The following is a 26,856-nucleotide window of genomic DNA, read 5'->3' as shown; positions in this document are numbered from 1 at the left end:
ATTGGCTTAAAACTTCCGCCCAAACTGGCGGAGTAACGAGGGCAGGTGGCGGATTATACGCAAAGAATACTCAAAAATCACCTGGTTTTTATTAAAAACGACAAATATTTTGATCGTTTTATCGGCAATTTTGTGTTCGTTTTTTATACACTGAGGTCTCAGCATTATTACATGCTGACTCTAAGGCAAATGTTCAAGCGCCAAATAATCGTGTGATTGCATTTCGATTAGTCTTGAACGGCAACGTCTAAATTCAAAACTTAGCAGCCCTTGAGTGTATATTTCTTCCAATGGCACTTGCGCGGAAATAATTAATTTTACATTGCGCTCGTAAAACTCATCTACCATCGCTAGAAAACGCCTCGCGATGTCATCCCCCGTGAGTTGATCGCCCATTTGTTCTAAACCACTAAGAAGAACCGTATGGTAAAGCCTTGCAATTTCCATATAATCTCGCTGCGAACGAGGACCATCACACAGGTCTCTAAAGTTCGCCAACAATACTCCCTGAGATTGTTTACGGATCGTAATTGCCCGCCCATCAACTTCAATCGCATCGCTAAACACCTCCGATTCTGGTGCAAGTTGCTTGAAGTAAGTTTGTAAATTGAGATCGGCTTGTTCATCAAGTGGGAAGTGATAAATTTCTGCTTGCTCTAATGTTCTTAAACGATAATCGATACCTGAATCGACATTCAAAATTTCACAATGCTGATTGATCAAGGCGATAGCGGGTAAAAAACGCGCCCGCTGCAAGCCATTTTTGTACAGCTCATCAGGAATGATATTTGAGGTTGCGACCAGTGCGACGCCTTCTTTAAATAATGCCTGGAACAAAGTACCTAACAGCATTGCGTCGGTAATATCGGAAACGAAAAACTCATCAAAGCAGATTACTTTGTATTGTTTTGCCATGCTGTTGGCAATAGTGAGTAACGGATCTTGTACCCCTTTTAACTCACCTAAATCATGGTGCAGCTGATGCATAAAGCGATGAAAATGCGCTCTGAGTTTTTTATCTCCAGGCAGAGCATCATAAAAGGTGTCCATAAGGTAGGTTTTACCTCGCCCTACTCCCCCCCACAAATACAAGCCAGTGACTGATGTTGCAGGCTTTTTAGCAAAAAACGATAATATTTTAGATAATCCAGATATCGGCTGTTCTGCTGCGATTAATTCATCATATACACGCTGTAATGATTTAACGGCTTGTTCTTGTGCGAGATCATGAGAAAAATCTTCACGACTGAGATCTTGTTGATAATGCTGCCAAGGGGTTAACTGTGTCACTACGATAAAACTCACTACAACAATAGATAGGCCGCATAATAGCATTAAAGTTAACCAGCAAGTAACCGTCAAAACCGATTAAATTAACCTTTGTTAATAGTAAATGAACTAAAGACACACGCACTTATCTGAGTAACTAATCGATAACTTTATTTCTCTAGATTCTGTAGGAATGCGGCTTGATAAAGCCTGTATTTCTAAACATTTTGATTAACGATATTTAACTTTTATTTAGTGAATTCAAGCACCATATTTTTATCACTAGCTTGAATCATCAGGAGTCATAATTAATGAAAACCAAACTTAGTTTACTTTCAGCAGCCTTGTTAACCGCCTCTTTAACCATGATGCCTGTTGTATCACATGCAGCAATCCCGATGTCGGTTGACGGTCAAGCCTTACCTAGCTTAGCGCCTATGTTAGAACGCACAACACCAGCTGTGGTATCTGTTGCAGTGTCAGGTACTCAGGTTTCTAAGCAGCAAGTCCCCGATGTATTTCGCTACTTTTTTGGTCCAAACGCGCCACAAGAACAAGTAAAAGAAAGACCCTTTAGGGGCTTAGGTTCAGGGGTAATTATTGATGCCGAAAAGGGTTATATTGTGACCAATCATCATGTCATTAACGGTGCAGATGATATTCAAATTGGCTTGAGCGATGGCCGTGAAGTTGAAGCTAAGTTAATTGGTGCAGATAAAGAGTCAGACATTGCCCTATTACAAATTGAGGCAAAAAACCTAACGGCAATCAAGCAAACAGATTCTGATGAAGTCCGTGTCGGTGATTTTGCGGTGGCGATTGGTAATCCATTTGGATTAGGTCAAACGGTAACGTCCGGTATTGTCAGTGCACTAGGCCGCAGCGGTTTAGGCATTGAAATGCTCGAAAACTTTATTCAAACCGACGCTTCTATTAATAGTGGCAACTCAGGCGGTGCGCTGGTTAACCTTAATGGTGAACTAATGGGCATCAACACTGCTATTGTCGCGCCAAATGGCGGCAATGTTGGGATAGGTTTTGCTATTCCAGCCAACATGGTCAATAGCCTTGTTAGCCAGATTATCGAGCATGGTGAAGTCAGACGAGGCGTGCTTGGCGTTGCGGGTCGCGATTTGGATAAAGAGCTGGCTAAAGCCTTCGGATTAGAAACTCAACACGGTGCATTTGTAAATGAAGTCGTGCCAGATAGCGCAGCAGCAAAAGCAGGCATTAAAGCCGGTGACATTATTATCAGTGTTAATGGCCGCAACATAAAATCCTTCCAAGAGTTGCGCGCTAAAGTGGCCACCATGGGTGCAGGTGTAAAAGTAGAATTTGGCATCATCCGCGATGGCGATAACAAAACCGTCAAAGCCACCTTAGGTAAAGCAGATTCTGTTGAAGCCGCTGCAGGAGCATTACACCCAATGCTTCAAGGTGCAACGCTACAAACAGGCAGTAAAGGCGTTGAAATAACGGAAGTTGCACAAGGTTCTCCTGCTGCAATGTCCGGCTTACAAAAAGGTGACTTTATCGTAGGTATTAACCGCACACCAATCAAAGATTTGAAGACATTCAAAGGTTTACTGGAAAAACAACAAGGTTCTGTAGCCCTTAAAATATTACGTGATAATAATTTAAGTTATCTGATACTGCGTTAAAAATATTGCCTTATGTGGAATAAGGCAACTTAACCCAATGTTAGCATTCAGTAAATTAAGCATCGAGCCATCATCCTCGATGCTTAATTATTTATCCTATGCTACTATCAAGCCTACTTTCCTTACACCAACCAGACTATGAATTTTAAAGACATTTGCATTTACCTAGGCAAGGCCACAGTGTTTGGTTTGATCATGGCTGCCGTTTTTTTAATTGCAACGTCATTTGAAGGCAGTCCGTTTAAGAGTGGTTTCTCGCAAAATACTCGTTCAAATAATGAGTTATCCTTTGCCAAAGCCGTGCGCCGCGCGGCTCCAGCTGTGGTGAATATTTACAGTTTAAGCATAGATCAACGCGCTCCGCTTAACGCTAGCTCGCTACAAGGGCTAGGATCGGGTGTGATCATGAGCCCCCAAGGATATATTCTGACCAACTACCATGTGATCAAGCGCGCGGATGAAATTGTCATCGCATTACAGGATGGCCGCCGCTTTACCTCTGAAGTGGTTGGCAGTGATCCTGAAACCGATTTAGCTGTGTTGAAAATCGAAGGTGATAACTTACCTGTTGTACCGATTAATTTAACTAACCCAGCTTTGGTTGGGGATGTGGTATTGGCGATTGGTAATCCTTATAACTTAGGCCAGACAATCACCCAAGGGATTATCAGTGCAACAGGCCGCAGTGGCTTAAGTTCCGGTTATCTCGACTTTTTACAAACCGATGCCGCCATCAATGCAGGTAACTCAGGCGGCGCGTTAATTGATACCACGGGGGAATTGATTGGTATCAATACTGCTGCATTCAAAGTGGGCGGAGATAATGGTGGCAATGGTATCAGCTTTGCCATCCCCATTAAGCTGGCTCACAGTATTATGGATAAACTGATCAGTGATGGTCGCGTTATTCGTGGCGCGATTGGGATTTCAGGTGAACCATTAACCCCGGTTGTTGCGCAAATTTTGAATTTGCCTGATTTAAAGGGGGTATTTGTAACCGGTATTGATCCCGATGGACCAGCTGCAAATGCTGAAATCAAAACTCGAGATGTGATAATCGCCTTTGGGGATGATGATATCCCTGGGGTTGAAATGCTGATGGATAAAATTGCTGAAACCCCACCAGGTACTAAAGTCATATTAACCGTGATTCGCCAGGGGCAAAAACAACAAATACCTGTATTCGTGGTTGAGAAAAACTCTTTCGAACAATAGACGTTTAGTCATCAACTCATACAAAAAAGCCATCAATTTTAATCTTGATGGCTTTTTAGTGTTAGTCGTAACTCATTTTTTTAATCGCAATGCTAGAATCATAGCGACTTAGGCTAAAGATTAAGACACCCGGATGACTTCGCCACCCAATCCTTTAAACTTCGCTTCAATATGCTCATAACCACGATCAAGATGATAGATACGGTCTACCGTTGTTGTTCCATCAGCCATGAGTCCAGCAATAACTAAGCTAGCAGAAGCACGTAAATCAGTCGCCATCACTTGCGCACCGTTTAACGATTCAATACCTTCAATAATGCAGGTATTGCCTTCAAGCGCCATGTTAGCTCCCATACGAATAAGCTCAGGTACATGCATAAAACGGTTTTCAAAAATCGTTTCAGTGACACGTCCCGTTCCTTCTGCAAGTGCGTTGAGCACACAGAATTGTGCTTGCATATCAGTTGGAAATGCCGGAAATGGCGCTGTTTTAATATTCACAGCTTTTGGACGTTTGCCTTGCATATCGAGCTCAATCCAATCTTTACCCGTTGTCACTGTTGCACCAGCATCCTCTAACTTTAACAATACAGCCTCAAGAGAAGCAGGATCGGCTGATTCACAACGAATATGTCCACGGGTAACCGCTGCTGCCACTAAAAATGAGCCAGTTTCAATACGGTCAGGCATAACGCGATATTCACAACCTTGTAAGCGTTCAACCCCTTCTATGGTTAATGTTGCTGAACCAATACCGCTAATTTTTGCCCCCATTGCCACTAAACAATGGGCAAGATCAGAGACTTCAGGCTCGCGGGCCGCATTTTCGATAACTGTCGTGCCGTCAGCAAGCGCTGCTGCCATAAGCAAGTTTTCGGTCGCACCGACACTGACCATATCCATAAAGATATGCGCCCCTTTTAAGCGACCATCAACACGCGCCTTGATGTAACCTTCTTTCACTTCAATCTTTGCGCCCATTAGCTCAAGGCCATGAAGATGAAGATTCACAGGACGAGCACCAATGGCACAACCACCAGGCAGTGACACATCGGCTGTTCCGTAACGAGCAAGCAATGGCCCTAAAATCAATATGGATGCGCGCATGGTTTTCACCAAATCATATGGCGCACAAAACTCATTCAGGTTAGTGGTAGATATTCGCACTTTACCCTGCCCCAGCTCATCAACATCGGCACCCAAACAACGTAATAACTTACAGCTAGTGCTAACGTCACGTAAATTAGGCACATTAGATAGCACAAAATCGGTTTCAGCCAATACACCCGCCATCAAAATAGGCAAGGCGGCATTTTTAGCCCCTGAAATAACTACGCTACCAGATAATGGCTGGCTCGCTTTTATGGTTAATTTATCCACTTGGCTCTCTAATTACATATTGAAAAGTTTTTCACGCTTCCACTGAGTTGGCGTGAATGTCTTGATGGTTAATGCGTGTAACTCGCCACTGGCAATATTTTCTGCTAGCGGACCATAAATAGCTTGTTGTTGTTTAACTCGGCTCATGCTTTCAAAACATTCACCTACTGCCACAACTTTATAGTGGCTACCATCCGACGTAGCGTGAACTTCAGTCAGCTCTAACGCATCAGATAGAATTTGCTCAATAACCTTGCAATCCATGAATATATACCTTTATTTCAATATCCTATAGCCATATAGAATATTGTGAATAGAAAACAAAATGCCGAAAAAATTAACAAGAACTCTCAGCAAAAAAAGTGTCTAAATCGTATAGCTCAATCATTTTTTGTAATTGAGCCGCAGGGTGAATTAAAGTACGTGAATTCGTCTCTGAATCAGTATCCTTTTTAGATTGATTCAACCCTTTCAGTGCAAGTAACATGGCTACTCCGGCACTATCAACATAAGTCAAAGCGGACAAGTCTACCACTTGGGTGGATTCAGTAAACAGTTGATGTCGATTTGGCCACAATTGGATAACCTCCTCTTGGGTTAGCCGACCTTTAATCAAACAAGTGTCGCCCTGTTGTTCGAATTCAATCACGCTGCTTTTGCCTCTTGCTCAACCTTTCGATCAATTTTTTGCTTGGTTTTGTCATTGAGCATAGTGATCACCGATTCAATACCTTGTTGACGAATAAGGTTTGATATTTCCGATTGCTTCGAGGCTAACAAACTCACGCCTTCGGCCACTAAATCAAAGGCCTTCCAAGAATCATCTTTAAGACGACGGGCTTTAAATTGAATTTTAATCGGTGGGCGCCCTTGCTCAATAATTTGCACACTCACATCGACCATTTTTTCTTGGCTAAAATCTTGTCCAGGATCAAACTCAACAGCTTGGTCAGTATATTCTGTTAATGCTTGGGCATAGGTGGCAATTAAATAGCCTTTAAATGCTTCAACAAAACGTGTTCGTTGATCATCAGTGCTTTCGCGTAAATACTGCCCCATCACCTTATAGGCGGCATATTTATAATCAACATAAGGTATAAGTTCTTCAGCTACGATCACTTTTAAATGGCTTAAATCTTGATCAATTAAGGCTTTATCGCGTTTAAAGCGATCAAAAGTTTGGTTAGAAACCTGCTTAATTAACTCATATGGATCTTTGTTGTTAACTTCTTCAGCCCAAACTTGTGCGCTGATCAGCAATATAACAGCGCTAACAATACGAACTAGAAATGCTTGCATAGAACCGCTCCTATTTATCTTTTGAAGACATGCTATATAACAATTGACCAATAAGGTCCTCTAAAATCAACGCTCCACGGGTATCTTCAACGCGATCACCGTTACCCAACATTTCAATGTCATCATCAACAAAGCCTGGGGTTAAACCGATAAACTGCTCACCCAATAAACCTGAAGTTAAAATTGACAGACTGCTGGTTTCAGGAAAATGGTCATACCGTTTATCCATTGTTAAGGTTACGATAGGCACAAGTTTGCGATCATCTAAAGTGATATCGGCTACTCGTCCTACGACTACGCCGCCCACTTTGACAGGGGCGCGCACCTTCAATCCACCGATATTATTGAACTCGGCCACTAAGGTGTAGTTGTTATCTTTAGTCTTCACTTTGACATTGGCAACATTGAATACCAACACACAAAATGCCAATACCCCTGACAACAAAAACAGACCTACTAATAACTCAATCTTCCGTGTCAACATACGCTTAAACCACTTAAATAGTTAATGAATTTATCTTAATTTCCGAACATTAATGCCGTTAGCAAAAAGTCCAAAGCGAGAACAGCTAAACTGGCTTGCACCACCGTCGATGTCGTTGCACGGCTAATACCTTCTGGGTTCGGTTGTACCTCATAGCCACGATATAACGCAATCCAAGTGACCACCACACCAAACACGATACTTTTAATCAGGCTGTTAACGATATCTTCACGCCATTCAATCGACGCTTGTAATATCGACCAAAACGCACCGGTATCAATTCCTTTCCATTCAACACCCACTAGGTGGCCACCGAAAATGCCCACTAAGCTAAACATCATCGCCAGGAGCGGCATACTTATCACCCCCGCCCAAAAACGGGGCGCAATAATTTGACGTAGCGGGTCGATGGCCATCATCTCTAAACTGGATAGCTGCTCTGTTGATTTCATTAAGCCAATTTCAGCCGTTAAAGCAGAACCGGCACGTCCCGCAAATAACAGTGCTGTCACAACGGGCCCTAATTCACGTAGCAAGCTTAAGGCGACCATAGGGCCAAGACTGTCTTCAGTGCCAAAATCGACTAAAATATTATAGCCTTGAAGGGCTAAAACCATACCAATAAACAAACCGGACACTAAAATAATCACCATTGAACGCACACCAAGTACGTACATTTGCTTGATGACGAGAGGCACGCCTTTTTTAGGTTTGGGAATGTGCGCAATGGCGCGCCATAACATCAGTCCAGCTTTACCATAACTGCCAACTAACTCAATGGCATAACGGCCAATTGCCGCAATTACATTAATTGGATTCACTCAACAACTCCTGTTGATAATCGGCGGCGGGATAATGAAAAGGTACCGGACCATCAGGTGCACCATGAATAAACTGGATTAATTGCGGGTTATCAGATGCCCTTAATTGTTCTGGTGTGCCCTCTGCAATCACTTTTTTATTCGCAATCACATAAACATAATCCGCAATGCCCAGCACTTCTTTCACATCGTGAGACACCACTACGGAGGTGAGATTCAGCGAATCGGATAATTCACGGATCAATTTAACTAACATGCCCATAGATATTGGGTCTTGCCCTGCAAATGGCTCATCATACATCACCATTTCAGGCTCTAGTGCGATAGCTCTTGCTAACGCAGCACGGCGCTGCATTCCCCCAGATAACTCACTAGGCATCATAAAGGCTGCGCCGCGCAGGCCAACTGCCTGCAACTTCATTAACACAATTGAGCGAATAATCGTTTCGGGTAAACCAGAATGTTCACGCAAAGCAAATGCCACATTGTCGAACACATTCATATCAGTAAATAACGCACCACTTTGAAACAACATGCTCATACGTTTACGAACTTGATATAGCTCAGTTCGAGATAAAGTGTGCATATTCTGACCGTCAAATAGCACTTCACCTTTGTTAGGTGTTAACTGGGCACCAATTAACTTAAGTAGTGTGGTTTTACCTATGCCGCTTGGGCCCATTATGGCAGTCACTTTCCCCTTTGGGATCGTTAATGATATGTCATCATAAATGACTTTTTTACCCCAACCAAAAGCAAGGTTTTTGATTTCAACAAGCGGATTTTGCAACACAGTTGGTGTCTCTGACATGATATTTGAAGAGATAGCAGCCATCCTGGCATGTAAATGAGAACTAAATTTTACGTGAATGTTGCTTACCTAACAACCTACTCTGATTAAAAATCCCTAATCTCAAATGAATTTTAATCTCAATAAATGATTAACTTGTTAATGATTAAACCACTTCACTTTTTTTGTGGCTTTCAATTTGACTCATTTACAGCGAAAATACACGGGTTTAGATAATTAAAGGGATAACATGTTAGTTAATATTCTGTTGCTATGCGCTGGACTGGCTGTACTGGTTTTTAGTGCCGATAAATTTGTGTATGGGGCATCAGCCTTTGCTAGAAACCTAGGTTTACCCCCCATGCTGATTGGCTTAACCATTGTGGCAATGGGCAGCTCTGCACCTGAGATGTTTGTCGCGGCAACGGCATCAATGGACGGTATGAATGATACCGCCATCGGTAATGTATTGGGTTCTAACATCGCAAATATTACCCTTATTCTTGGCCTCACCGCGTTGCTCGGGGCAATTAGCGTAAGTTCTAAAACCCTTAAACGAGAAATTCCATTAATGCTGGCGGCAACAGTGCTTGCTGGCTATCTGATCCACGACGGCATGTTGGCACACTATGAAGGCATTATTTTATTAGCCGCGTTTTTATCTGTGATGGGCTGGTTCATTTACCAAGCAATGACTAATAAAGAGGCCGATATCATGGGTGAAGAAATGGATGCTGAGATCCCTAAGGATGTCCCCACTACTCGTGCTATCATGTGGATCATTGTCGGTATCGTTTTACTACCGTTATCAGCAGGTTGGATGGTTGACGGTGCGGTAGGCATTGCAAAAATTTATGGATTATCTGATTTAGTAATTGGATTAACTATTATTGCTGTTGGCACCAGTTTGCCTGAACTAGCCGCCTGTATCGCTGGAGTGTTAAAAAAAGAAGATGATTTAGCTATAGGTAACATAGTTGGCTCAAATTTATTTAATATTCTTGCAGTACTTGCTATTCCGGGGCTAATCTCACCAGGTGCAGTTGATGCGTCAGCAATCGACAGAGATTTTTATATGGTACTGGCCACCAGTATCGCATTAGCTGTTTTAGTGTTATCCAGTGGCGCAAAGCAACAACTCACTCGTTGGCATGGCATTTTATTATTATTGACCTTTATTGCGTACCAGTACGTTGTATTCACCGCTCATTAAAGGTGCGTAAAGGACTTTACCAAGAGAGACAAACATGGCAAACCAAACTCAATTTCGTCAATGGGGCCGCAAGGTCATTGATATTGAAAAAGCAGCATTGGAACATCTGTATCAATTTGTTGATTCAGAGGCATTTGGCCAAGCATGTGAATTAATCCTGCAATGCAAAGGAAAAGTCATTGTCATGGGCATGGGTAAATCTGGTCATATTGGCAATAAAATATCAGCGACCTTTGCCAGCACAGGCACGCCCGCATTTTTTGTTCATCCCGGTGAAGCCAGTCACGGTGATTTAGGTGCCTTGGCCAAAAATGACATTATTTTGGCCATTTCTAATTCAGGTGAATCAAGCGAAATTCTCACGCTTATGCCCGTAATACAACGCATGGGCGTACCTGTTATTGCAGTGACTGGCAAACCAGATTCTAACATGGCAAAGTTAGCCAAATTACATTTGTGCATTGAAGTACCAGAAGAAGCTTGTCCTTTAGGATTGGCCCCCACATCAAGTACCACTGCGACCTTAGTTATGGGGGATGCCCTAGCCGTTGCCTTATTGCAAGCTAAAGGTTTTACCCGCGATGATTTTGCCTTATCTCATCCTGGTGGATCGTTAGGACGTAAACTGTTGCTTAAAGTGAATGATATCATGCATCAAGGCGGTGACTTACCCTTGGTTAAACAGAATATCTGTATTACCGAAGCGCTATATGAAATCTCCAATAAAGGCTTGGGCATGACCGCCGTAATCGACGATAGCAATGTACTTGTGGGTATTTTTACCGATGGTGATTTACGCCGCGTGATTGACGCAGAAGTAAACCTACGTACCACACCTATTTCACACGTGATGACCAAACACTGCGTGACAAGCCCTGCCAACATCTTGGCTGCACAGGCACTGCAAATTATGGATGAAAAAAACATCAATGGTTTGATTGTCGTAAACGAACAACACCAACCAATTGGGGCATTAAATATGCTCGATATGGTTAAAGCAGGGGTAATATAAGCATGACAACTCAAACGCAAAACCATCAAGGTTTTTACGGCCCAATTAGTGATGACATTTGGCAGCGCGCCAAAAAAATCAAACTACTGATTTGCGATGTTGACGGGGTATTTTCCGATGGCCGTATTTATTTAAATAACAGTGGTGAAGAAACCAAAGCGTTTCATACCCGCGATGGTTACGGTGTTCGCTCCGCGTTAACCAGTGGGATCCATGTCGCGGTGATTACCGGACGCAAGTCTCAAATAGTTGAAAACCGTATGAGCGCGCTGGGCATCAAAGATATTTATCAAGGTATTGATAATAAGTTTGTCCCATACGAAGCATTAATCAAGCAATATAACGTCACAGCAGATGAAGTCGCTTATATCGGTGATGACATGGTTGATTTACCGGTAATGAAAGTGGTTGGTTTAGCCGTTTGCGTCGCTGATGGCCACCCATTTGTGCGAAGGCATTGCCACATGACGACGCACATTAATGGTGGGCATGGCGCACTGCGTGAGCTTACCGATCTACTTTTATTAAGCCAAAACAAATTTGAACATGCACATGGTATGAGTATATGAATCGTACCACACTGGCCATTTGTGCATTTTTTGGCTTAGCGTTAGTTTTATATTGGCAGGTACAGGTTAAACGCAATGCCATGGCATTGGTGGTAGACACTAGAATCGAGCGACCAGATTTTGTTGCCGATGACCTGCGTACCACTGAATTTAATAAGCTAGGGTTAGTCGAAAGTAAAATGAGTGCCAAACACATGGAGCATTATGCCAAGACGCATACCACTTTATTTACTGAACCGGTATTAATGCTTTACCCTCAAAATGGCAAAGCTAAATGGCAAATTACCGCCCAAAACGCCATGCTAGAGCAGCTGACAAATCAAGTCAGTTTGCACAATGATGTTATTATCGATGCCATTGACATTGAAGAGCCGCTACAATCGCTTGAGACTCAACAAGTCACCTTTAATTTGGAAACCATGATTGGGCACTCTGAAGAGCCCGTTATCATTAAAGGTAATGGCTTTTTAATTAAAGGCTTAGGCTTATTTGCCGATCTAAATGTAGAAGAAATTACCTTGCTCAGTCAGGTAGAAGGAACATATGAACCACATTAAGTTTTTATCTAGATTACTCTGTAAATTGAGTGTTTTTTCCTCGTTGGCAATTGGCTTGTTAGCCAATAACCTGATGGCCAAAGAAGGCGATCTGCAACAAGAGTTGAAAATTGCCGCCGTAAGCCAACGTGCAGACATTAAAAATAACCAGATTATTTTTAATGGCCCAGTAAAGATCACCCAAGGTAGCATTAACATTCATGCCGATGAGTTACGCGCATTTTCAGCTGAAAATGGCCAAACCAAAACCTTGATTGCTATTGGTAATCCCGCGACATTTTCGCAAGAACTTGATGATGGCCGTATAGGCACAGCCAGTGCCAATGAGATCCGCTATGACCTTGCGACAACAGGCTTACTATTAACAGGCAATGCCAAGCTCGATCAGGCTGGCAGCAAGGTGACTGGTAATGTTATTCGATACAATATCACCGCCCAAGAGCTGATTGCTGAAAGTACCGGTAAAGGAGAAGATCGTGTTATTACCATCATTCAACCGGAAAACTTCCAAACAGAAGATGTGCCTAAACAAAAACTTCCTGAAATTCCGTTAAAAAAGCAAGGTAACCAATGAACCAAATTACCTTAACCGCTGAAAACTTAGCTAAAAGCTATAAAAGTCGTCAAGTTGTTAGAAGTGTCAGTTTAACGGTAAAAACCGGTCAAATTGTCGGTTTGTTAGGCCCTAATGGTGCAGGTAAAACCACGACATTTTATATGGTGGTCGGTTTAGTCAAAAGCGATAACGGTCGGATTTTAATTGATGATGATGATTTAACTGCCGATCCAATGCATTTACGTGCTCGTAAAGGAATCGGCTATTTACCTCAAGAAGCGAGCATTTTTAGGAAGTTAACCGTTCATGACAACATCATGGCCGTTTTGCAAACACGTAAATCATTAAGCCAAGATGAACGAATTCAAGAGCTTGAAAGTCTTTTAGAGGAATTTCATATCACCCATATTCGAGACAGTTTAGGTATGTCTCTTTCGGGTGGAGAAAGACGCCGAGTTGAAATTGCGCGTGCACTTGCCGCAAATCCTAAGTTTATCTTACTTGATGAACCATTTGCCGGTGTTGACCCTATTTCAGTTATTGATATTAAAAAAATTATTCAACAACTGAAAAGCCGTGGCCTTGGTGTATTGATTACAGACCACAATGTGCGTGAAACCCTTGATGTTTGTGAGCGCGCTTATATTGTGAGCCAAGGCAATCTAATTGCAGAGGGAACACCTGATGAAATACTCAACAACCAACAAGTTCGAGCAGTATACTTGGGTGAACAATTCAAGCTATAGTTAATGTAAGCACAACAGATAGATGCTTAAAAATACCAACACTCCAGTAACCTTTTACTGTGGTGTTTCAAAATGAATTGAAACAACATTTGCGCTAAACACTCGTGTGAAACGGTGTAGCAGACGGAAATCTTCTAGGGATCAGCAGTAATGAAAGCTTCACTCCAACTTAAAATGGGTCAGCATCTGACGATGACCCCACAACTGCAACAGGCGATACGCTTGCTGCAGTTATCGTCTTTGGAGTTACAGCAAGAAATTCAACAAGCATTAGACTCAAACCCTTTGCTTGAAATGGAAGATGAATTTGCAGAATTTAACAACAAAAATGACCGACAAAAAAATCAATCAGAAACCGATTTCAGTGAAATAGTCGCACCGACTTCAGAAAAAGACACGTCAAATGTCGACACAGCTGAATCGATGACAAAAGAACAAATGTCTGACGATTTGCCAATGGATACTACCTGGGATGAAGTGTATACCGCATCTCCTATGGCAAGTTCTGGCTCGGGCAGCATGCCAAGCGATGACATGCCCTTTCAGGGTGAAACCTCTGAAGGTTTGTACGAACACCTGGAATGGCAGAAAAATCTCACTCCATTTTCTGAGACGGACTTAGCCATTGCCACCGCCATCATTGATGCCATTGACGATACGGGGTATTTAACCCAAAGTACCGAAGATATTTTAGAAGCGATGGGCGATGAGTCAGTTGAACTGGATGAAGTTGAAGCGGTATTGAAGCGGATCCAACATTTTGATCCCATTGGCGTTGCATCACGCGATCTACGTGAATGTTTGCTTATCCAGTTGATGCAATATGATCCCAATACACCGCACTTAGATAACGCAAAAATACTCATCAAAGATTATTTAGATTTAATTGCAGGTCGTGACTTTCGAACATTGATGCGTAAAACCAAGTTAAAGGAAGATGAGCTTCGTGAAGCCATCGAATTAATTCAATCTTTAAACCCACGCCCCGGTTCAATGATCACCCCACAGGATGATGAATACGTTATCCCTGATGTTTCAGTAATGAAAAAGAATGGCCGTTGGGTTGTTGAATTAAATCCTGACAATATGCCCAAAATTGGCATTAACCAGCAATATGCTGCGATGGCCAAAAGCAGTAAAAGTCAATCTGACAGCCAATTTATTCGCGGTCACTTGCAAGAAGCAAAATGGTTTATTAAAAGTTTAGAAAGCCGCAATGACACCTTATTGAAAGTGTCCAATTGCATTGTGCAATTCCAACAAGGTTTTTTTGAATATGGCGAAGAAGCCATGAAACCTATGGTGCTCAATGACATAGCAGAAGCGGTAGAAATGCATGAATCCACCATTTCGCGGGTAACAACTCAAAAGTACATGCATACACCGCGCGGATTATTTGAGCTAAAATACTTTTTCTCTAGCCACGTCAGTACCGACGACGGTGGCGAGTGCTCATCAACAGCAATCAGAGCTTTTATTAAAAAACTGGTTGCTGCCGAAAACCAGAAGAAACCATTAAGCGACAGTAAAATGGCCGATCTTTTGGCGGAACAAGGGATTAATGTTGCACGTCGTACTATCGCGAAATATCGTGAAGCGATGATGATCCCTCCCTCAAACCAACGTAAGAGTTTATAATCTACCTAGGCAATTGGAGGATAAATATGCAAATAAATGTAACTGGTCACCATGTTGAAATTACCGAATCTTTACGTGAATATGTCACAACAAAATTTTCAAAGCTTGAACGGCATTTCGATCACATTCATAATGTGCATGTAGTGCTAAATGTCGAAAAACTTCAGCAAAAAGCAGAGGCAAAGGTCAGCTTAAATGGAACCGAGGTATTTGCTGCTGCTGAGCATGCCGACATGTACCATGCTATAGACGCCCTGATCGACAAACTCGATCGTCAGGTTATTAAACACAAAGAGAAATTATCTAAGCATTAATGATGGAACTTAGTACCATCCTGCAGCCGGAATGCACCTCCTGTGCCTCACCGGGCAGTAAGAAAAAGGTACTGGAACTTATCAGTGATTTAGTCGCTGCCCAGTACCCATCCCTCTCTTCGCAAGAGATTTTCGAAAGCCTAGTGGCCAGAGAAAAAATGGGTAGCACAGGAATAGGCTCTGGCATTGCAATCCCTCATGGTCGATTAACGACCATCGAACAGCCCATTGCGGTTTTTATTAAATGTGAAGACCCCATTCCATTTGATGCCATAGATAAACAACCCGTTGATTTGTTATTTGCTCTATTGGTTCCAGCGGAACAATGCCAACAACACCTCAGCACGTTATCTTCGATGGCAGAAAAGCTATCAGATAAACTTATTCTCAAGCAGTTACGTAAAAGTAGTAACTCAACAGAACTCTATCAGGTTATCACTGCATGAAATTAGTTATTGTATCGGGCCGCTCTGGTTCAGGTAAATCTGTCGCACTGAGGGTGTTAGAAGACCTTGGTTATTACTGTGTCGATAATTTACCCGTGGCATTGATTGGTACATTATTAGATCAGCTTACAGGCAGCCGCGATCAAATAGCTATTAGTGTCGACGTACGTAATATTGCCGACCAAGGAAAAGTACTTCAAGAACAACTAGCTAAGTTAGGAAATGATACTGAAGTATGTAGCTTTTTCTTAAACTCTTCCGACAAAGTATTACTTAAACGTTACAGTGAAACCCGCCGATTACATCCTCTGTCTAAAAATCAAATATCACTTCAAGAAGCGATTAAATTAGAAGGGGTGCTATTGGATCCTATCGCTAAGGTGGTAGACCATTATATTGATACTTCGGCATTAAATATTTACGAATTGAGCGATCAAGTCCGTGAAATACTAATGGGCAGTGTTGATAAAGAGTTAGTGATTAACTTTGAATCATTCGGCTTCAAGCATGGCATGCCAACAGAAGCAGACTTTATGTTTGATGTACGTTTTTTACCTAATCCACATTGGGAAATAGAACTACGTCCATTTACGGGGCTCGATAAACCTGTACAAGAATTTCTTGGCAATCAGCCCCTAGTGAACAAGTTTATTTGGCAAATAGAAAATCTATTTGAAACTTGGATGCCACATTTAGAGCGTAATAATCGCAGCTACTTAACAATCGCAATTGGCTGTACTGGCGGGCAACATCGTTCTGTGTATATTGCAGATCAACTGGCAAAACGCTTCTCGAATGATAAAAAACATACTGTTCATGCAAGGCATCGAGAACTAGCAAACAAGGCTAAATAACATTATCTAACCCCCTTATTAGAGGCATGGCTATGAGCCTTTTAGCACGACAGGTCACCATTTCAAATAAATTAGGTTTACATGCCAGAGCCGCTACTAAGCTGGTGATACTTGCCAATCAGTTTGATGCCAATGTAACCTTAATCCAAGGCAGCAAAACGGCCAGTGCTGCCAGTGTATTAGGCTTACTGATGCTAGAAAGTGGCTTAGGTAAGACAATCGACATTACCGCTGATGGACCAGATGCTGAAGCGGCGCTCGATGCAATATGTGCGCTCATTAATGCTAAGTTCGATGAAGGCTGTTAACGCCAAAGGTCGATGTTAGCCCAGTTTTAATTGTAATTTATAGATATCTTTTAAGCATTCAGGCACATAGCCAGTGCAGATGTTTAGCTCTATTTAAAGCCTCAAACTGTCGATTATTATCATTACCCACATCAATCAGTCCAGTAAATCAATCTCTCAATATCTCAATCCTATCAATCACCAGCATCAAACTGACCATGGCATTTTAAAAAGCCAAATTAGTGCAATTGCACCAATACATGGCAAAGTGAAATAAGATGATTTCAGCTTAAAAAACTTAAGCTTATGATAGTATTAATAAAAAAATAGCCATAATTATTGGCACAGTCTTTTCATACAATAAGAGTACCCATAAATAGGTAGTTTAATTTTTATACTTATTGAATTGTAGGAGAAGATATTATGCCAATAAAACTATTACCCCTAAATACATTGCCCACTGTTTTTGTGCATACACTTCAACTTGGTAGCCTGTTTTTGAAAAAAATTCATCAATATTATCAATTTTTTGCCCATATTGGCGTCAGTCAATGGGAAGTTGAAAATAGATAATCCGGTAAATACAACTCAATAAAAGTGAATACGACTATGCACAATACCATGACCCGCAACCACATAAGCCACAAGTATTCGCCAGATTTGATCTGCGAAGTTGTTAACCAAGTCAAAAATCATAATCAATTACTCTCAGAGGTCGCTAAAAACTATGGTATTTCATCCAGAACTGTCTATCAGTGGGTTAAATCCGCTGCCGAACCAACTGAATTAAAAAAAAGTGAAATAACCAATCAAATTGCCTCGCTGCAATTACAAATCAAAAGTTTGAACAACTTATTGCAAATGATGGCATAACCGTTTCGGCAAGGGTGTTTGGTGATATGAGATTATCCCCCAGTAATCGACTATAACAATGCAAACAACCACATATAATAATACGGGCGCTATACAGCCTAATAGTGATGTACAAGCATCCTTGCCACTTTCTTCTACCACGACGCACAATGACTCTGTAAATCAATAAAATGTGCAGCAAAATGCCATAACGGTTTCCATTTTACTTACCTATAAAGAAGTAATGCTTCTAGCTAGGGTGCTTGAATAGATGAGATTTTCGCGAGTAATCGACTATCACAATGCAAATAACGACAGATAATGAATGTGAGCGCTAAAAAGCCTTGCAGTGATGCACAAACACCTGCGTTGCTGATTTCTCTCAATACCTTAGTACAATGAAGATGACTTAACCCTGTATACTTCAGCAATAACGACTCAGATACCCAACAATAATCATCGGATAATTGTACATAAAAAAGTTTTTTATCAACTTCTTAGCGAAATAGCATTTCAACCACTACACTTACATTACAATGACTATTCACCTAAGCTTATGAATTTAACTCTGCCGATTTGTGCCGTATTTTTACTGCTTATGTCAGCCTGTCAACCAAACTCAAACGGTATGGGGGATTGGAAAAAATCACCTATTATAAAAATAGCAGTATCTAATACGCCGCTATCTTCCCCTATTTTTATCGCCGACAAAAAAGGTTTTTTTAAACAGCATGGACTGAATATCCAATTAGTGAGAGAAGATGGTGGTGTGAAATGTTTTAACGAACTCATGGCTGGCAATGTTGATTTTGCCACGACCTCTGAATCTGTGGTGATGTTCAATAGTTTTTATCGCAGTGATTTTATTGTATTAGCCAGTTTTGTGGAGTCTGATAATGATGTCAAATTGCTGAGCATGTCGTCTCAAAAGTTTAATGATTTAGCTGCTATAGCTGGCGCTAAGGTCGGTATTGTCAAAAGCAGCGCCAGTGAGTTTTTCTTCGATAGTCTACTGATGCTTTATCACCAACAAGATGCGCAAATACAAAGAGTCTATTTAAAACCAACTCAGATGGTTCACGCACTTCAAAAAGGTGAGGTGGATTTAATTTCAGCATGGGAACCCTTTCCCTATCAACTTGCAGAAGAATCACCACAAGCCAGCCAAGTTATTGGCACAAAAGGGCTTTATAACCTTTCATTTAACCTAGTCGGTTTAAAAAACAATCGAATCGACACTCAAAATAAACAAAGTATTTTACAAGCATTAAGTGATGCCATTAATTTTATTAATGAAAACCCTGAAGATAGCCAGCTGTTAATTAGTGAAATTCTTGATATAGATAAAATACAGCTGAGTTATTTATGGCGTGATTATGCTTTTAGATTAAGCCTGAGTAATGCTTTAGTTTCAAATTTACAATTACAGTCGCAATGGGCAATTGACAGATCCTTAGTCCCCAAAGACAACCGCATTGATATTAGGCAAATACTTGATAGAGAGCTATTTGAATCTGCGATGAATGAGCATACGGATGAGCATAAATGACCCTTGCAACTCGGCTTAAACTGACTGCAATACTGTGTGCGCTATTAACAATAGCGGTTTGCCAAGCCTTGTTTCAAGCTCATACTTACCAACAAAAAATCTATATGCAACTTAACCATTCGATGCAAATACAATTAAGTATTGATAGCTTAAGAAGCCAATTATGGATTTATGAAGAATATAGCGACCAACTCAGCTTAGCCGAACTTAACAATAGACAAGCCCATCTTGCCGTTGAGTTATCTAAAAATATGCAATGGTATCCACAACAGCTTCAAATACTCGACAATCTAAATCGCCTGAATGCTAATATTCGCGCATTATTTAATACCCAAATGCAAAGTCACTCCAATCATATACTGCCAAAAGATCAGCTTACGTCTAGTCGCTTACTTAAAGCGAAATACAGTATGAACATAGAAAAAATGACTGAGGATATGTTTCGGCTCCATAAAGTGACCATTGACCAAGCCAAGCAAGCCCAGCAATCATTATTGATCGCAATCTCTGTGGTGGTTTTAATGCTATCAATTCTGGTGACTATGTGGTCATCAATGACATTGCTCCACTTTAAACGTGGCATGAAATCACTCAATGATGGCATGCAAACACTTGCCAACGGTGATTTAGTCAGTCGCGTAAAATATGACATGGATGATGAATTTGCAGAAATGAGCGACAACTTTAATAATATGAAGGCATCTTTACAAAAAATCACCGTTAAAAAAGATGAGCTTAAATTAGAAGTGGCAAGGCAAACCCAAAAACTGCAGGAGCAACAGGTAAAACTGACTTATTTAGCCGAACACGATGAACTCACCTCTATCTATAACCGTCGTGCGTTTATCAAGCAAATTGACATTGCCATCGACCGTGATGCAAGACGAAACGAGCAAGCGGCATTACTTTTTATCGACTTGGATAAATTTAAAACGATTAATGACACTTTAGGGCATCAAACAGGAGATGAGGTTCTTAAAGAAATTGCGCTAAGATTGAAATCACATTTACGAAGCACTGATTTTGTCGGACGATTTGGCGGTGATGAGTTTGTAATTTGGTTAGACTACATAGGTAGTGAGCAAGACATCATTTCCAAAGTGAATAAAATTTTGTCTGTCATAAAGCAACCTATTGAAATAAAAGGCAACTTATTGACTGTGGGCGCAAGTATCGGAATAAGTCAATTTCCGCTACATGGCAATAATAGTAGCAGCCTAGTCACTGCCGCGGATGCCGCTATGTATATTGCTAAACATGATTTGACACATGAATATTGTTTATTCCAAAAAATTGGCTAGAAATACTCGTTTTTTCACATGGTGTATGGCTAAACTTAGCGCAAAATCATTAGCGTAAAATCATTTCGACAACGCCTTTGAAAGCCAAAAAGCCACTCAGTAACCGCTTAATATCCGAACTCAAAACCTTTACTCTGTTAACAGCATCTTGATGAATTTAAAGACCTGCTTAAAACACTAGGCAGTAATCATTCGCCTGAATTAACACTTTTAACTCGAATAAAACTCCCCCCTCGAAGTTCAACAGTCCGTTATCAATCATTTTTATTGATTTACCCATTTTACATAGGTTTCAGTCGCCCAATCATATTGATAAATCACTCCCTGCCATTCATAAACCATTTTGCCATCCTTTTGAAAGGCTCTGGCGTTTTCAGGCAAAGTTCGAATACCGCTATCATATTGCAATGAGGTTGTGGTTCTTTGTGGGGGCGCGACCACTACAGTTGGCTGAACCTCAACCTCACGGCGAGCATAATAATTATCACGCTCATATCGGTATGGGGTATAGCCATTATTGTACCAAGGATCTCGCCAGCGCCAGTCATTACCCCATCGATAACCACTGCTCCAACCTATGCCAACACTTGGCCCCCAATAACTGTTCCATCCAGATCCCCAGCGCCAAGGATCGCGGTAACCATGCCGATTGTTATATTGATGCTTGTTATAACGATCGTTGCTATATCTATCATAGTTATCATGGTCTCGATTATGATGACCAAGATTATTAGCAGAAGCATGATTGTTGTGGCTTGCTTGATTAAGGTGCTCAAAGCTCAAAGGTTGTTGCGCGACAGCAGGACCGAAACTACAGGCAGCCAATAATAGCGACATAACTGTTATCTTGTTAATCTTCATCAAACGCACCTCACCCTGCTCTCGAAATAGCGATGCAAATTACATCCTAATCCATAACCTTAGTTAGTTTACACCTTGAAACATCAATCGCACAGAGTGATAAATCAAATGGCTTAACCCCATATTATAAAAATGCTATAGTGCGCGGCACATCAAATTGCACAAATAGGCGGTAGGTATGAGTTTCAAGGATTTACGTAGCTTCATAGACCATCTTGAAGCCAATGGTGAGCTAAAACGCATTAGCCATCCGGTTGACCCTCACCTTGAAATGACAGAAATTGCCGACAGAGTATTACGCTCTGGTGGGCCCGCCTTGCTGTTTGAAAATCCTAAAAATAATAGCATGCCCGTTCTGGTCAATTTATTTGGCACGCCAAAACGCGTCGCAATGGCATTAGGCAAGGATGATCCATTAGCTCTTCGGGAAGTAGGTGAACTACTCGCATTTTTAAAAGAGCCAGAGCCACCTCGCGGCTTTAAAGATGCCATATCAAAAATCCCTATGTTTAAACAAGCATTAAACATGCCGCCTAAAACTGTGCGTAATCCGCCTTGCCAAGAAGTGGTAAAAACCGGCGATGATGTAGATTTAACATCGCTTCCTGTTCAACACTGTTGGCCTGGAGACGTCGCGCCGTTAGTCACATGGGGACTAACAATAACTAAAGGGCCACGCCAAAAGCGTCAGAATTTGGGTATTTATCGTCAGCAATTACTGGGTAAAAATAAGCTCATTATGCGTTGGTTAGATCACCGTGGTGGCGCATTAGATTTTAAAGACTTCAAAGAAAAGCACCCAGGCGAAAACTACCCTGTTGTGGTGGCGCTTGGCAGTGATCCAGTGACTATTCTTGGCGCGGTGACCCCTGTACCCGATGCCATGAGTGAATACGCTTTTGCAGGATTACTGCGCGGAGAGCGCACTGAAGTATGTAAAGCACTCAGCTGTGATTTAGAAGTACCCGCTACCAGTGAAATCATCCTAGAAGGCTATATTGCCCCAGATGAAATGGCAGAAGAAGGCCCATACGGCGATCACACCGGTTACTATAATGAAACCGATTCATTTCCTGTATTTACGGTGACTCACATCACCCACCGTAAAGATGCGATTTACCACAGCACCTATACCGGCCGTCCACCTGATGAACCAGCCATGTTAGGTGTGGCATTAAATGAAGTATTTGTGCCTATTTTACGCAAACAATACCCAGAAATTATTGACTTCTATTTGCCGCCAGAAGGCTGCTCCTACCGCATGGCGATTATCTCTATTCGTAAGCAATACCCGGGACATGCCAAGCGCGTAATGATGGGGGCATGGTCGTTTTTACGTCAATTTATGTATACCAAGTTTATTGTGGTCGTGGATGACGATGTGAACTGCCGTGACTGGCAAGATGTTATTTGGGCGATTACCACACGTATGGATCCAACCCGTGACACCGTCATGATCGATAACACCCCGATTGATTACCTAGACTTTGCTTCCCCTATAGCAGGCTTGGGTTCAAAAATGGGTTTAGATGCCACCAATAAGTGGGAAGGTGAAACCAATAGAGAATGGGGCACACCAATTGTTATGGATGATGCGGTGAAACAAAAAGTGGATCAAATGTGGGATCAATTAGGTATTGATGGCCAACCCACACTGTAAAGAGTGACCTTGGTCACATAAAGACGTTATAATAATCCAAGATTGAAAAACTAAAAAGATAGGGCTTAAAGGACGTTAGATGAAAACCATTCGTTGTCAGATAGAAAAAATCACCCCGTTTAATGATGCCGTATTCCAAGTCATCCTTAAACCTGACACTGCTTTTGAATTTAAAGCGGGTCAGTATTTAAGTGTTGTTATGGGTGAGAAAGACAAACGTCCTTTTTCCATCGCTAGCGCGCCTAATGCCGATAAGATTGAACTGCATATCGGTGCAGCCGTAAGCGAAAGCTACCCAATGCAAGTGGTTGAGCGCCTAAGAAACTCGACTCATATTGATATTGAAGCGCCTGCAGGTGATGCCTATTTTCGCCAAGATAGCACTCGCCCACGCATTCTGATCGCTGGCGGTACCGGTTTTTCATATATCAAAAGTATTATTGAGCATCAAATCGCTATTGGTCAAACCGTTAACACCACATTTTACTGGGGATGTCGTAACGAAGATGCCATGTATTACCAAAGCATTGCTCGTCAATGGCACACTGATCATAAATGGCTAAACTTTGTTCCTGTTATTGAGCAAACCAATGGCGATTGGGATGGTAAAATCGCCAATTTACTTGAGCAAATTAAGCATGACTTTATCAGCCTAAAAGGCTATGACATTTATATCGCAGGCCGTTTTGATATGGTCGGTGCCGCGCGAGAAGTTTTCCGTAATTTAGGCATTGAAGAAGCTCATCTGTTTGGTGATGCTTTCGCCTTTATCAAATAATCAAGATTATTTAAAAAACCGACTGAACTAGTCGGTTTTTTTATATCTTAAAATAGGTATCAAAATGTAACAAAGTGTTGTATTTCAACTGTTGTTTCGTGATAGTTATCAAATCTTCGTCTAAAATGAGACATATGTAAAAAGATTCAACCTACAGCTCGCCTCAGTTAACATTTCAGGGAACCACAATGCGAAATAAACCTACCATAGACAGGGAAGTAGAGCTTAAAGCGAGTGATGAATTAGTTTCAATTACCGATACCCGTGGCATTATCACTTATGCTAACCCTACTTTTATTCGTATTTCAGGTTATAGCGAAACTGAATTGATTACCCACAACCATAATTTAGTCCGTCATCCTGATATGCCCGCAGAGGCATTTAAAGATTTATGGGACAAATTAAAAGCGGGTGAATCATGGCGAGGTATTGTTAAAAATCGCTGTAAAGATGGTAGCTACTATTGGGTGGATGCTTTTGTATCACCCTTGTATGAAAAAGGCCGCATTACTGGCTATCAATCTGTGCGTATCAAAGCCAAACCTGAGTACATCAAAAATGCCACCTCGCTTTACGCCCAAATTAAACAGGGTAAAAAATTAGCCTCCCCTTTAAGTTTCAAGCAAAAACAACTTATTGGAATGGTGCTTATTATCGCAAGTGCACTGGCTATCGGCTTAACTGCCAATCTGTACGCCGCAATGGGACTATTGTTGTTAGCTGCCTTGTTAGCAGGAATATTTAAACAAGAGTTATTTACCATTCCCGCGCATATCAGTCGCTATCAGAGCCAATACGATTCTGTCAGCCGTTTAGTCTTTTGCGGTAATGACCCGAGTTCAGTACTCGACTTTCAGCTCAAAATGAACCAAGCCAAAATGCAAGGCGTGCTCGGACGAGCCCAAGATCAAGGTAATAATCTTGATCATATTGCCAATGATCTGGTCGCAACGGCAAAACAGGCTAACCAAAGTATCGAGAAACAAAAAGATCAAATTACCCAAATTGCTACCGCGATTGAAGAAATGAACGCCACGGTTGCAGAGATGGCACAACATGCCTTATCAACATCTTCCAATGTTGAACAAGTCCAAAATGTTTGTGTTGATAACCTTAAAGCCATGAAAAACAGCCGTAAAAATATTGATGCCCTCACCCAATCAGTCACTGAAGCAGCGCAAAGCACACACTTTTTAAATAAAGAAGCTGAAAATGTTTCGCAAGCTATGTTAGAAATTAATGGCATAGCGGAACAAACTAATTTACTGGCCTTAAACGCAGCCATTGAAGCAGCCCGAGCTGGTGAACAGGGAAGAGGCTTTGCTGTAGTCGCAGATGAAGTCAGGGCTTTATCTAGCCGCACCCAGTTATCAACAGATTTGATTTCAAAAAGCGTCCAGTCAATGCACACCATGTTACATAACTGGTCGGCACAAATGCAGCAAAGTAAACAACAGGCTGAATTATGTGTTGATGATATCGCCCATGTTGCTGAGCAATTTGAAGCTGTCAATCGACAAATCATTGAAGTGAATATGTTTACCCAACAAAGCGCGGTTGCAGCAGAGCAGCAAAGAGCCGTCACCAATGAGATGACTGAAAATATTCATCAAATAAGTGAATTAAGCCAAGGCAATGTTCATAACTTATCTGTGATACGATCCGCGGCTAACACTATTCAGCAACAAGCTGAAAAGGCCAAAGGCCTTAGAAATACATTCGGATAAATTTAAAGGTTAAACATGCAACTCAGCCAACTAACACAACCGATTTACGATCATCTTTACCGTGATATTTTAGAGTTTAGAAGCACATTTGATTTACCGGTTGCGGACGAATCGAGTTTAGACGCACAAGCCGATGCCTTGCACACTTCTCTTATCATTGAAGAAATGACCGAGCTTGCAGAAGCGGACAGTCGCATTGAACAAGCGGATGCCATAGTCGATTCGGTTTATGTACTCATGGGGCGTTTAGTTCACCTAGGTGCAACTCAAGTCAATGATCGCCTGGAAATTAGCTACCTAATTGATTTGTTATTAAACGTGGCCAAAAATCGTCAAATTGATTTTATTACCTGTTGGGATGAAGTGCATTCAAGCAACATGAGTAAAGTCTGTCGTAATGAACAAGAGCTTAACGAAACCATCGCCCACTACGCCAAGCAAGGTGTAGAAATTGTAGGTAGCGTCAAAGGCGAATTCATCATTGCCAAATGTGCCAAAGATGTCGAAATGGCAGGTAAAGTGGTTCGTCAAGGTAAGGTATTAAAATCAGTCTATTATCGCCCTGCTGATTTAACGCCACTGGTTAAGGATTAAGACGTAAAGACGTAAAGCACGTTTTTTGTGTTTAATTTACCAAGATAATAGTGCTTCCCCTGAAATGACTAAATTTAAACTCAGTAAACTTTTCAGGGGCTTAGAAGATGACACCATCTGCAGATAATCCAGCGAGACGCAACGATTAGATCCATCTAGGCTTAACCCAAACCAATAACCTCCCTGCAAAACATAAAGTTAAGCATCCATGATGGTCAGAAGTCACAGCCGTGCATACACCTAAAATTTTCGCCTCTTCGATTTGACCATGTTTGTAACCAATAGAAAAACATCAAAATTTAATTCAAAGTATCACTTTCGCTTTTAATGTGGGGTTCAAATAAAGGTAAGCGGTCAATAAACCCCACATACCAATAATACTCACGCTTTAATATAGTACCTTTTTCACCGGAGGTACTATGA

At 41.5% G+C, this 26,856-nt stretch carries 30 protein-coding genes; 21 read left to right on the top strand and 9 right to left on the bottom strand.

The window, feature by feature from the left end; translation table 11 throughout:
- Window positions 1-180 precede the first annotated feature (180 nt).
- Window positions 181-1,290, bottom strand: coding sequence for a cell division protein ZapE (zapE, locus tag OHT75_RS04850; RefSeq protein ID WP_264725339.1), 1,110 nt, complete (start codon window positions 1,288-1,290; stop codon window positions 181-183).
- 290 nt (window positions 1,291-1,580) lie between these two features.
- Here zapE and degQ point away from each other — a divergent pair, with 290 nt between their 5' ends.
- Together degQ and degS are read left to right on the top strand one after the other, a co-directional pair.
- Window positions 1,581-2,930, top strand: a complete 1,350-nt coding sequence (gene degQ, locus OHT75_RS04845) for a Do family serine endopeptidase DegQ (protein ID WP_264725338.1) — start codon at window positions 1,581-1,583, stop codon at window positions 2,928-2,930.
- A 138-nt stretch (window positions 2,931-3,068) separates the two neighbouring features.
- Window positions 3,069-4,145, top strand: a complete 1,077-nt coding sequence (gene degS, locus OHT75_RS04840; RefSeq protein ID WP_264725337.1) for an outer membrane-stress sensor serine endopeptidase DegS — start codon at window positions 3,069-3,071, stop codon at window positions 4,143-4,145.
- Between the two features lie 120 nt (window positions 4,146-4,265).
- Here degS and murA read toward each other — a convergent pair whose 3' ends face one another.
- From murA to mlaF, 7 genes are all read right to left on the bottom strand, one after another.
- Window positions 4,266-5,525 carry a UDP-N-acetylglucosamine 1-carboxyvinyltransferase gene (murA, locus tag OHT75_RS04835; RefSeq protein WP_264725336.1) on the bottom strand — a complete coding sequence of 420 codons (1,260 nt, stop codon included), beginning with the start codon at window positions 5,523-5,525 and terminating at the stop codon, window positions 4,266-4,268.
- A gap of 12 nt (window positions 5,526-5,537) precedes the next feature.
- A complete protein-coding gene (locus OHT75_RS04830) occupies window positions 5,538-5,789 on the bottom strand; it encodes a BolA family protein (RefSeq protein ID WP_264725335.1) in 252 nt (83 codons plus the stop codon).
- Window positions 5,790-5,862: 73 nt separating this feature from the next.
- On the bottom strand, window positions 5,863-6,174 hold the full coding sequence (locus OHT75_RS04825) for an STAS domain-containing protein (protein WP_264725334.1): 312 nt from the start codon (window positions 6,172-6,174) through the stop codon (window positions 5,863-5,865).
- Window positions 6,171-6,824 (bottom strand): MlaC/ttg2D family ABC transporter substrate-binding protein, encoded by a 654-nt coding sequence (locus OHT75_RS04820; protein WP_264725333.1) that lies wholly within the window; start codon window positions 6,822-6,824, stop codon window positions 6,171-6,173. The genes OHT75_RS04825 and OHT75_RS04820 overlap by 4 nt, the downstream gene beginning before the upstream one ends.
- Before the next feature lie 10 nt (window positions 6,825-6,834).
- A complete protein-coding gene (mlaD, locus tag OHT75_RS04815; protein WP_264725332.1) occupies window positions 6,835-7,308 on the bottom strand; it encodes an outer membrane lipid asymmetry maintenance protein MlaD in 474 nt (157 codons plus the stop codon).
- Window positions 7,309-7,343: 35 nt separating this feature from the next.
- On the bottom strand, window positions 7,344-8,129 hold the full coding sequence (mlaE, locus tag OHT75_RS04810) for a lipid asymmetry maintenance ABC transporter permease subunit MlaE (RefSeq protein WP_264725331.1): 786 nt from the start codon (window positions 8,127-8,129) through the stop codon (window positions 7,344-7,346).
- Window positions 8,116-8,940, bottom strand: a complete 825-nt coding sequence (gene mlaF / locus OHT75_RS04805) for a phospholipid ABC transporter ATP-binding protein MlaF (RefSeq protein WP_264725330.1) — start codon at window positions 8,938-8,940, stop codon at window positions 8,116-8,118. Before mlaF ends, mlaE begins: the two co-directional genes overlap by 14 nt.
- A 229-nt stretch (window positions 8,941-9,169) precedes the next feature.
- Here mlaF and OHT75_RS04800 point away from each other — a divergent pair, with 229 nt between their 5' ends.
- From OHT75_RS04800 to OHT75_RS04730, 15 genes are all read left to right on the top strand, one after another.
- Window positions 9,170-10,132, top strand: a complete 963-nt coding sequence (locus OHT75_RS04800) for a calcium/sodium antiporter (protein WP_264725329.1) — start codon at window positions 9,170-9,172, stop codon at window positions 10,130-10,132.
- Window positions 10,133-10,166: 34 nt separating this feature from the next.
- Window positions 10,167-11,144: a KpsF/GutQ family sugar-phosphate isomerase gene (locus OHT75_RS04795; protein ID WP_264725328.1), complete on the top strand. Its 978-nt coding sequence runs from the start codon at window positions 10,167-10,169 to the stop codon at window positions 11,142-11,144.
- A gap of 2 nt (window positions 11,145-11,146) precedes the next feature.
- On the top strand, window positions 11,147-11,713 hold the full coding sequence (gene kdsC / locus OHT75_RS04790; protein ID WP_264725327.1) for a 3-deoxy-manno-octulosonate-8-phosphatase KdsC: 567 nt from the start codon (window positions 11,147-11,149) through the stop codon (window positions 11,711-11,713).
- Entirely contained in the window at window positions 11,710-12,270 is a 561-nt protein-coding gene (gene lptC / locus OHT75_RS04785; protein WP_264725326.1) for an LPS export ABC transporter periplasmic protein LptC, read from the top strand. Before kdsC ends, lptC begins: the two co-directional genes overlap by 4 nt.
- Window positions 12,271-12,343: 73 nt before the next feature.
- Window positions 12,344-12,844 (top strand): lipopolysaccharide transport periplasmic protein LptA, encoded by a 501-nt coding sequence (gene lptA, locus OHT75_RS04780; RefSeq protein WP_264725429.1) that lies wholly within the window; start codon window positions 12,344-12,346, stop codon window positions 12,842-12,844.
- Entirely contained in the window at window positions 12,841-13,572 is a 732-nt protein-coding gene (gene lptB / locus OHT75_RS04775; protein WP_264725325.1) for an LPS export ABC transporter ATP-binding protein, read from the top strand. The genes lptA and lptB overlap by 4 nt, the downstream gene beginning before the upstream one ends.
- Before the next feature lie 150 nt (window positions 13,573-13,722).
- Window positions 13,723-15,210: an RNA polymerase factor sigma-54 gene (locus OHT75_RS04770; protein WP_264725324.1), complete on the top strand. Its 1,488-nt coding sequence runs from the start codon at window positions 13,723-13,725 to the stop codon at window positions 15,208-15,210.
- 26 nt (window positions 15,211-15,236) lie between these two features.
- Entirely contained in the window at window positions 15,237-15,524 is a 288-nt protein-coding gene (gene hpf, locus OHT75_RS04765) for a ribosome hibernation promoting factor (protein ID WP_264725323.1), read from the top strand.
- A gap of 2 nt (window positions 15,525-15,526) precedes the next feature.
- Window positions 15,527-15,970 carry a PTS IIA-like nitrogen regulatory protein PtsN gene (ptsN, locus tag OHT75_RS04760; RefSeq protein WP_264725322.1) on the top strand — a complete coding sequence of 148 codons (444 nt, stop codon included), beginning with the start codon at window positions 15,527-15,529 and terminating at the stop codon, window positions 15,968-15,970.
- On the top strand, window positions 15,967-16,824 hold the full coding sequence (gene rapZ, locus OHT75_RS04755; RefSeq protein ID WP_264725321.1) for an RNase adapter RapZ: 858 nt from the start codon (window positions 15,967-15,969) through the stop codon (window positions 16,822-16,824). The genes ptsN and rapZ overlap by 4 nt, the downstream gene beginning before the upstream one ends.
- A gap of 32 nt (window positions 16,825-16,856) precedes the next feature.
- Window positions 16,857-17,132 carry an HPr family phosphocarrier protein gene (locus OHT75_RS04750; protein WP_264725320.1) on the top strand — a complete coding sequence of 92 codons (276 nt, stop codon included), beginning with the start codon at window positions 16,857-16,859 and terminating at the stop codon, window positions 17,130-17,132.
- Window positions 17,133-17,534: 402 nt separating this feature from the next.
- Entirely contained in the window at window positions 17,535-17,684 is a 150-nt protein-coding gene (locus OHT75_RS04745) for a hypothetical protein (protein WP_264725319.1), read from the top strand.
- A gap of 36 nt (window positions 17,685-17,720) precedes the next feature.
- Window positions 17,721-17,984 carry a transposase gene (locus tag OHT75_RS04740; protein WP_264725318.1) on the top strand — a complete coding sequence of 88 codons (264 nt, stop codon included), beginning with the start codon at window positions 17,721-17,723 and terminating at the stop codon, window positions 17,982-17,984.
- A 535-nt stretch (window positions 17,985-18,519) separates the two neighbouring features.
- A complete protein-coding gene (locus OHT75_RS04735) occupies window positions 18,520-19,512 on the top strand; it encodes an ABC transporter substrate-binding protein (RefSeq protein ID WP_264725317.1) in 993 nt (330 codons plus the stop codon).
- Window positions 19,509-20,813 (top strand): diguanylate cyclase domain-containing protein, encoded by a 1,305-nt coding sequence (locus tag OHT75_RS04730; protein ID WP_264725316.1) that lies wholly within the window; start codon window positions 19,509-19,511, stop codon window positions 20,811-20,813. Before OHT75_RS04735 ends, OHT75_RS04730 begins: the two co-directional genes overlap by 4 nt.
- A gap of 264 nt (window positions 20,814-21,077) precedes the next feature.
- Here OHT75_RS04730 and OHT75_RS04725 read toward each other — a convergent pair whose 3' ends face one another.
- Entirely contained in the window at window positions 21,078-21,674 is a 597-nt protein-coding gene (locus tag OHT75_RS04725; protein ID WP_264725315.1) for a hypothetical protein, read from the bottom strand.
- 178 nt (window positions 21,675-21,852) lie between these two features.
- Between OHT75_RS04725 and ubiD the strand changes: the two genes are divergently transcribed.
- The 4 genes from ubiD to OHT75_RS04705 all read left to right on the top strand — a co-directional run bounded on the left by ubiD (window position 21,853) and on the right by OHT75_RS04705 (window position 26,433).
- Entirely contained in the window at window positions 21,853-23,334 is a 1,482-nt protein-coding gene (ubiD, locus tag OHT75_RS04720) for a 4-hydroxy-3-polyprenylbenzoate decarboxylase (protein ID WP_264725314.1), read from the top strand.
- 79 nt (window positions 23,335-23,413) lie between these two features.
- Complete coding sequence (gene fre / locus OHT75_RS04715; protein ID WP_264725312.1) at window positions 23,414-24,112, top strand: NAD(P)H-flavin reductase; 699 nt, start codon at window positions 23,414-23,416, stop codon at window positions 24,110-24,112.
- A 188-nt stretch (window positions 24,113-24,300) separates the two neighbouring features.
- Window positions 24,301-25,839, top strand: coding sequence for a methyl-accepting chemotaxis protein (locus OHT75_RS04710; protein ID WP_264725310.1), 1,539 nt, complete (start codon window positions 24,301-24,303; stop codon window positions 25,837-25,839).
- Between the two features lie 15 nt (window positions 25,840-25,854).
- Window positions 25,855-26,433: a nucleoside triphosphate pyrophosphohydrolase family protein gene (locus OHT75_RS04705; RefSeq protein WP_264725308.1), complete on the top strand. Its 579-nt coding sequence runs from the start codon at window positions 25,855-25,857 to the stop codon at window positions 26,431-26,433.
- Window positions 26,434-26,856 lie beyond the last annotated feature (423 nt).

Source organism: Shewanella subflava (genome assembly GCF_025971955.1).
GTDB classification, from domain to species: Bacteria; Pseudomonadota; Gammaproteobacteria; order Enterobacterales; family Shewanellaceae; genus Shewanella; species Shewanella subflava.
This window is presented reverse-complemented; position numbering and strand designations above follow the sequence as displayed.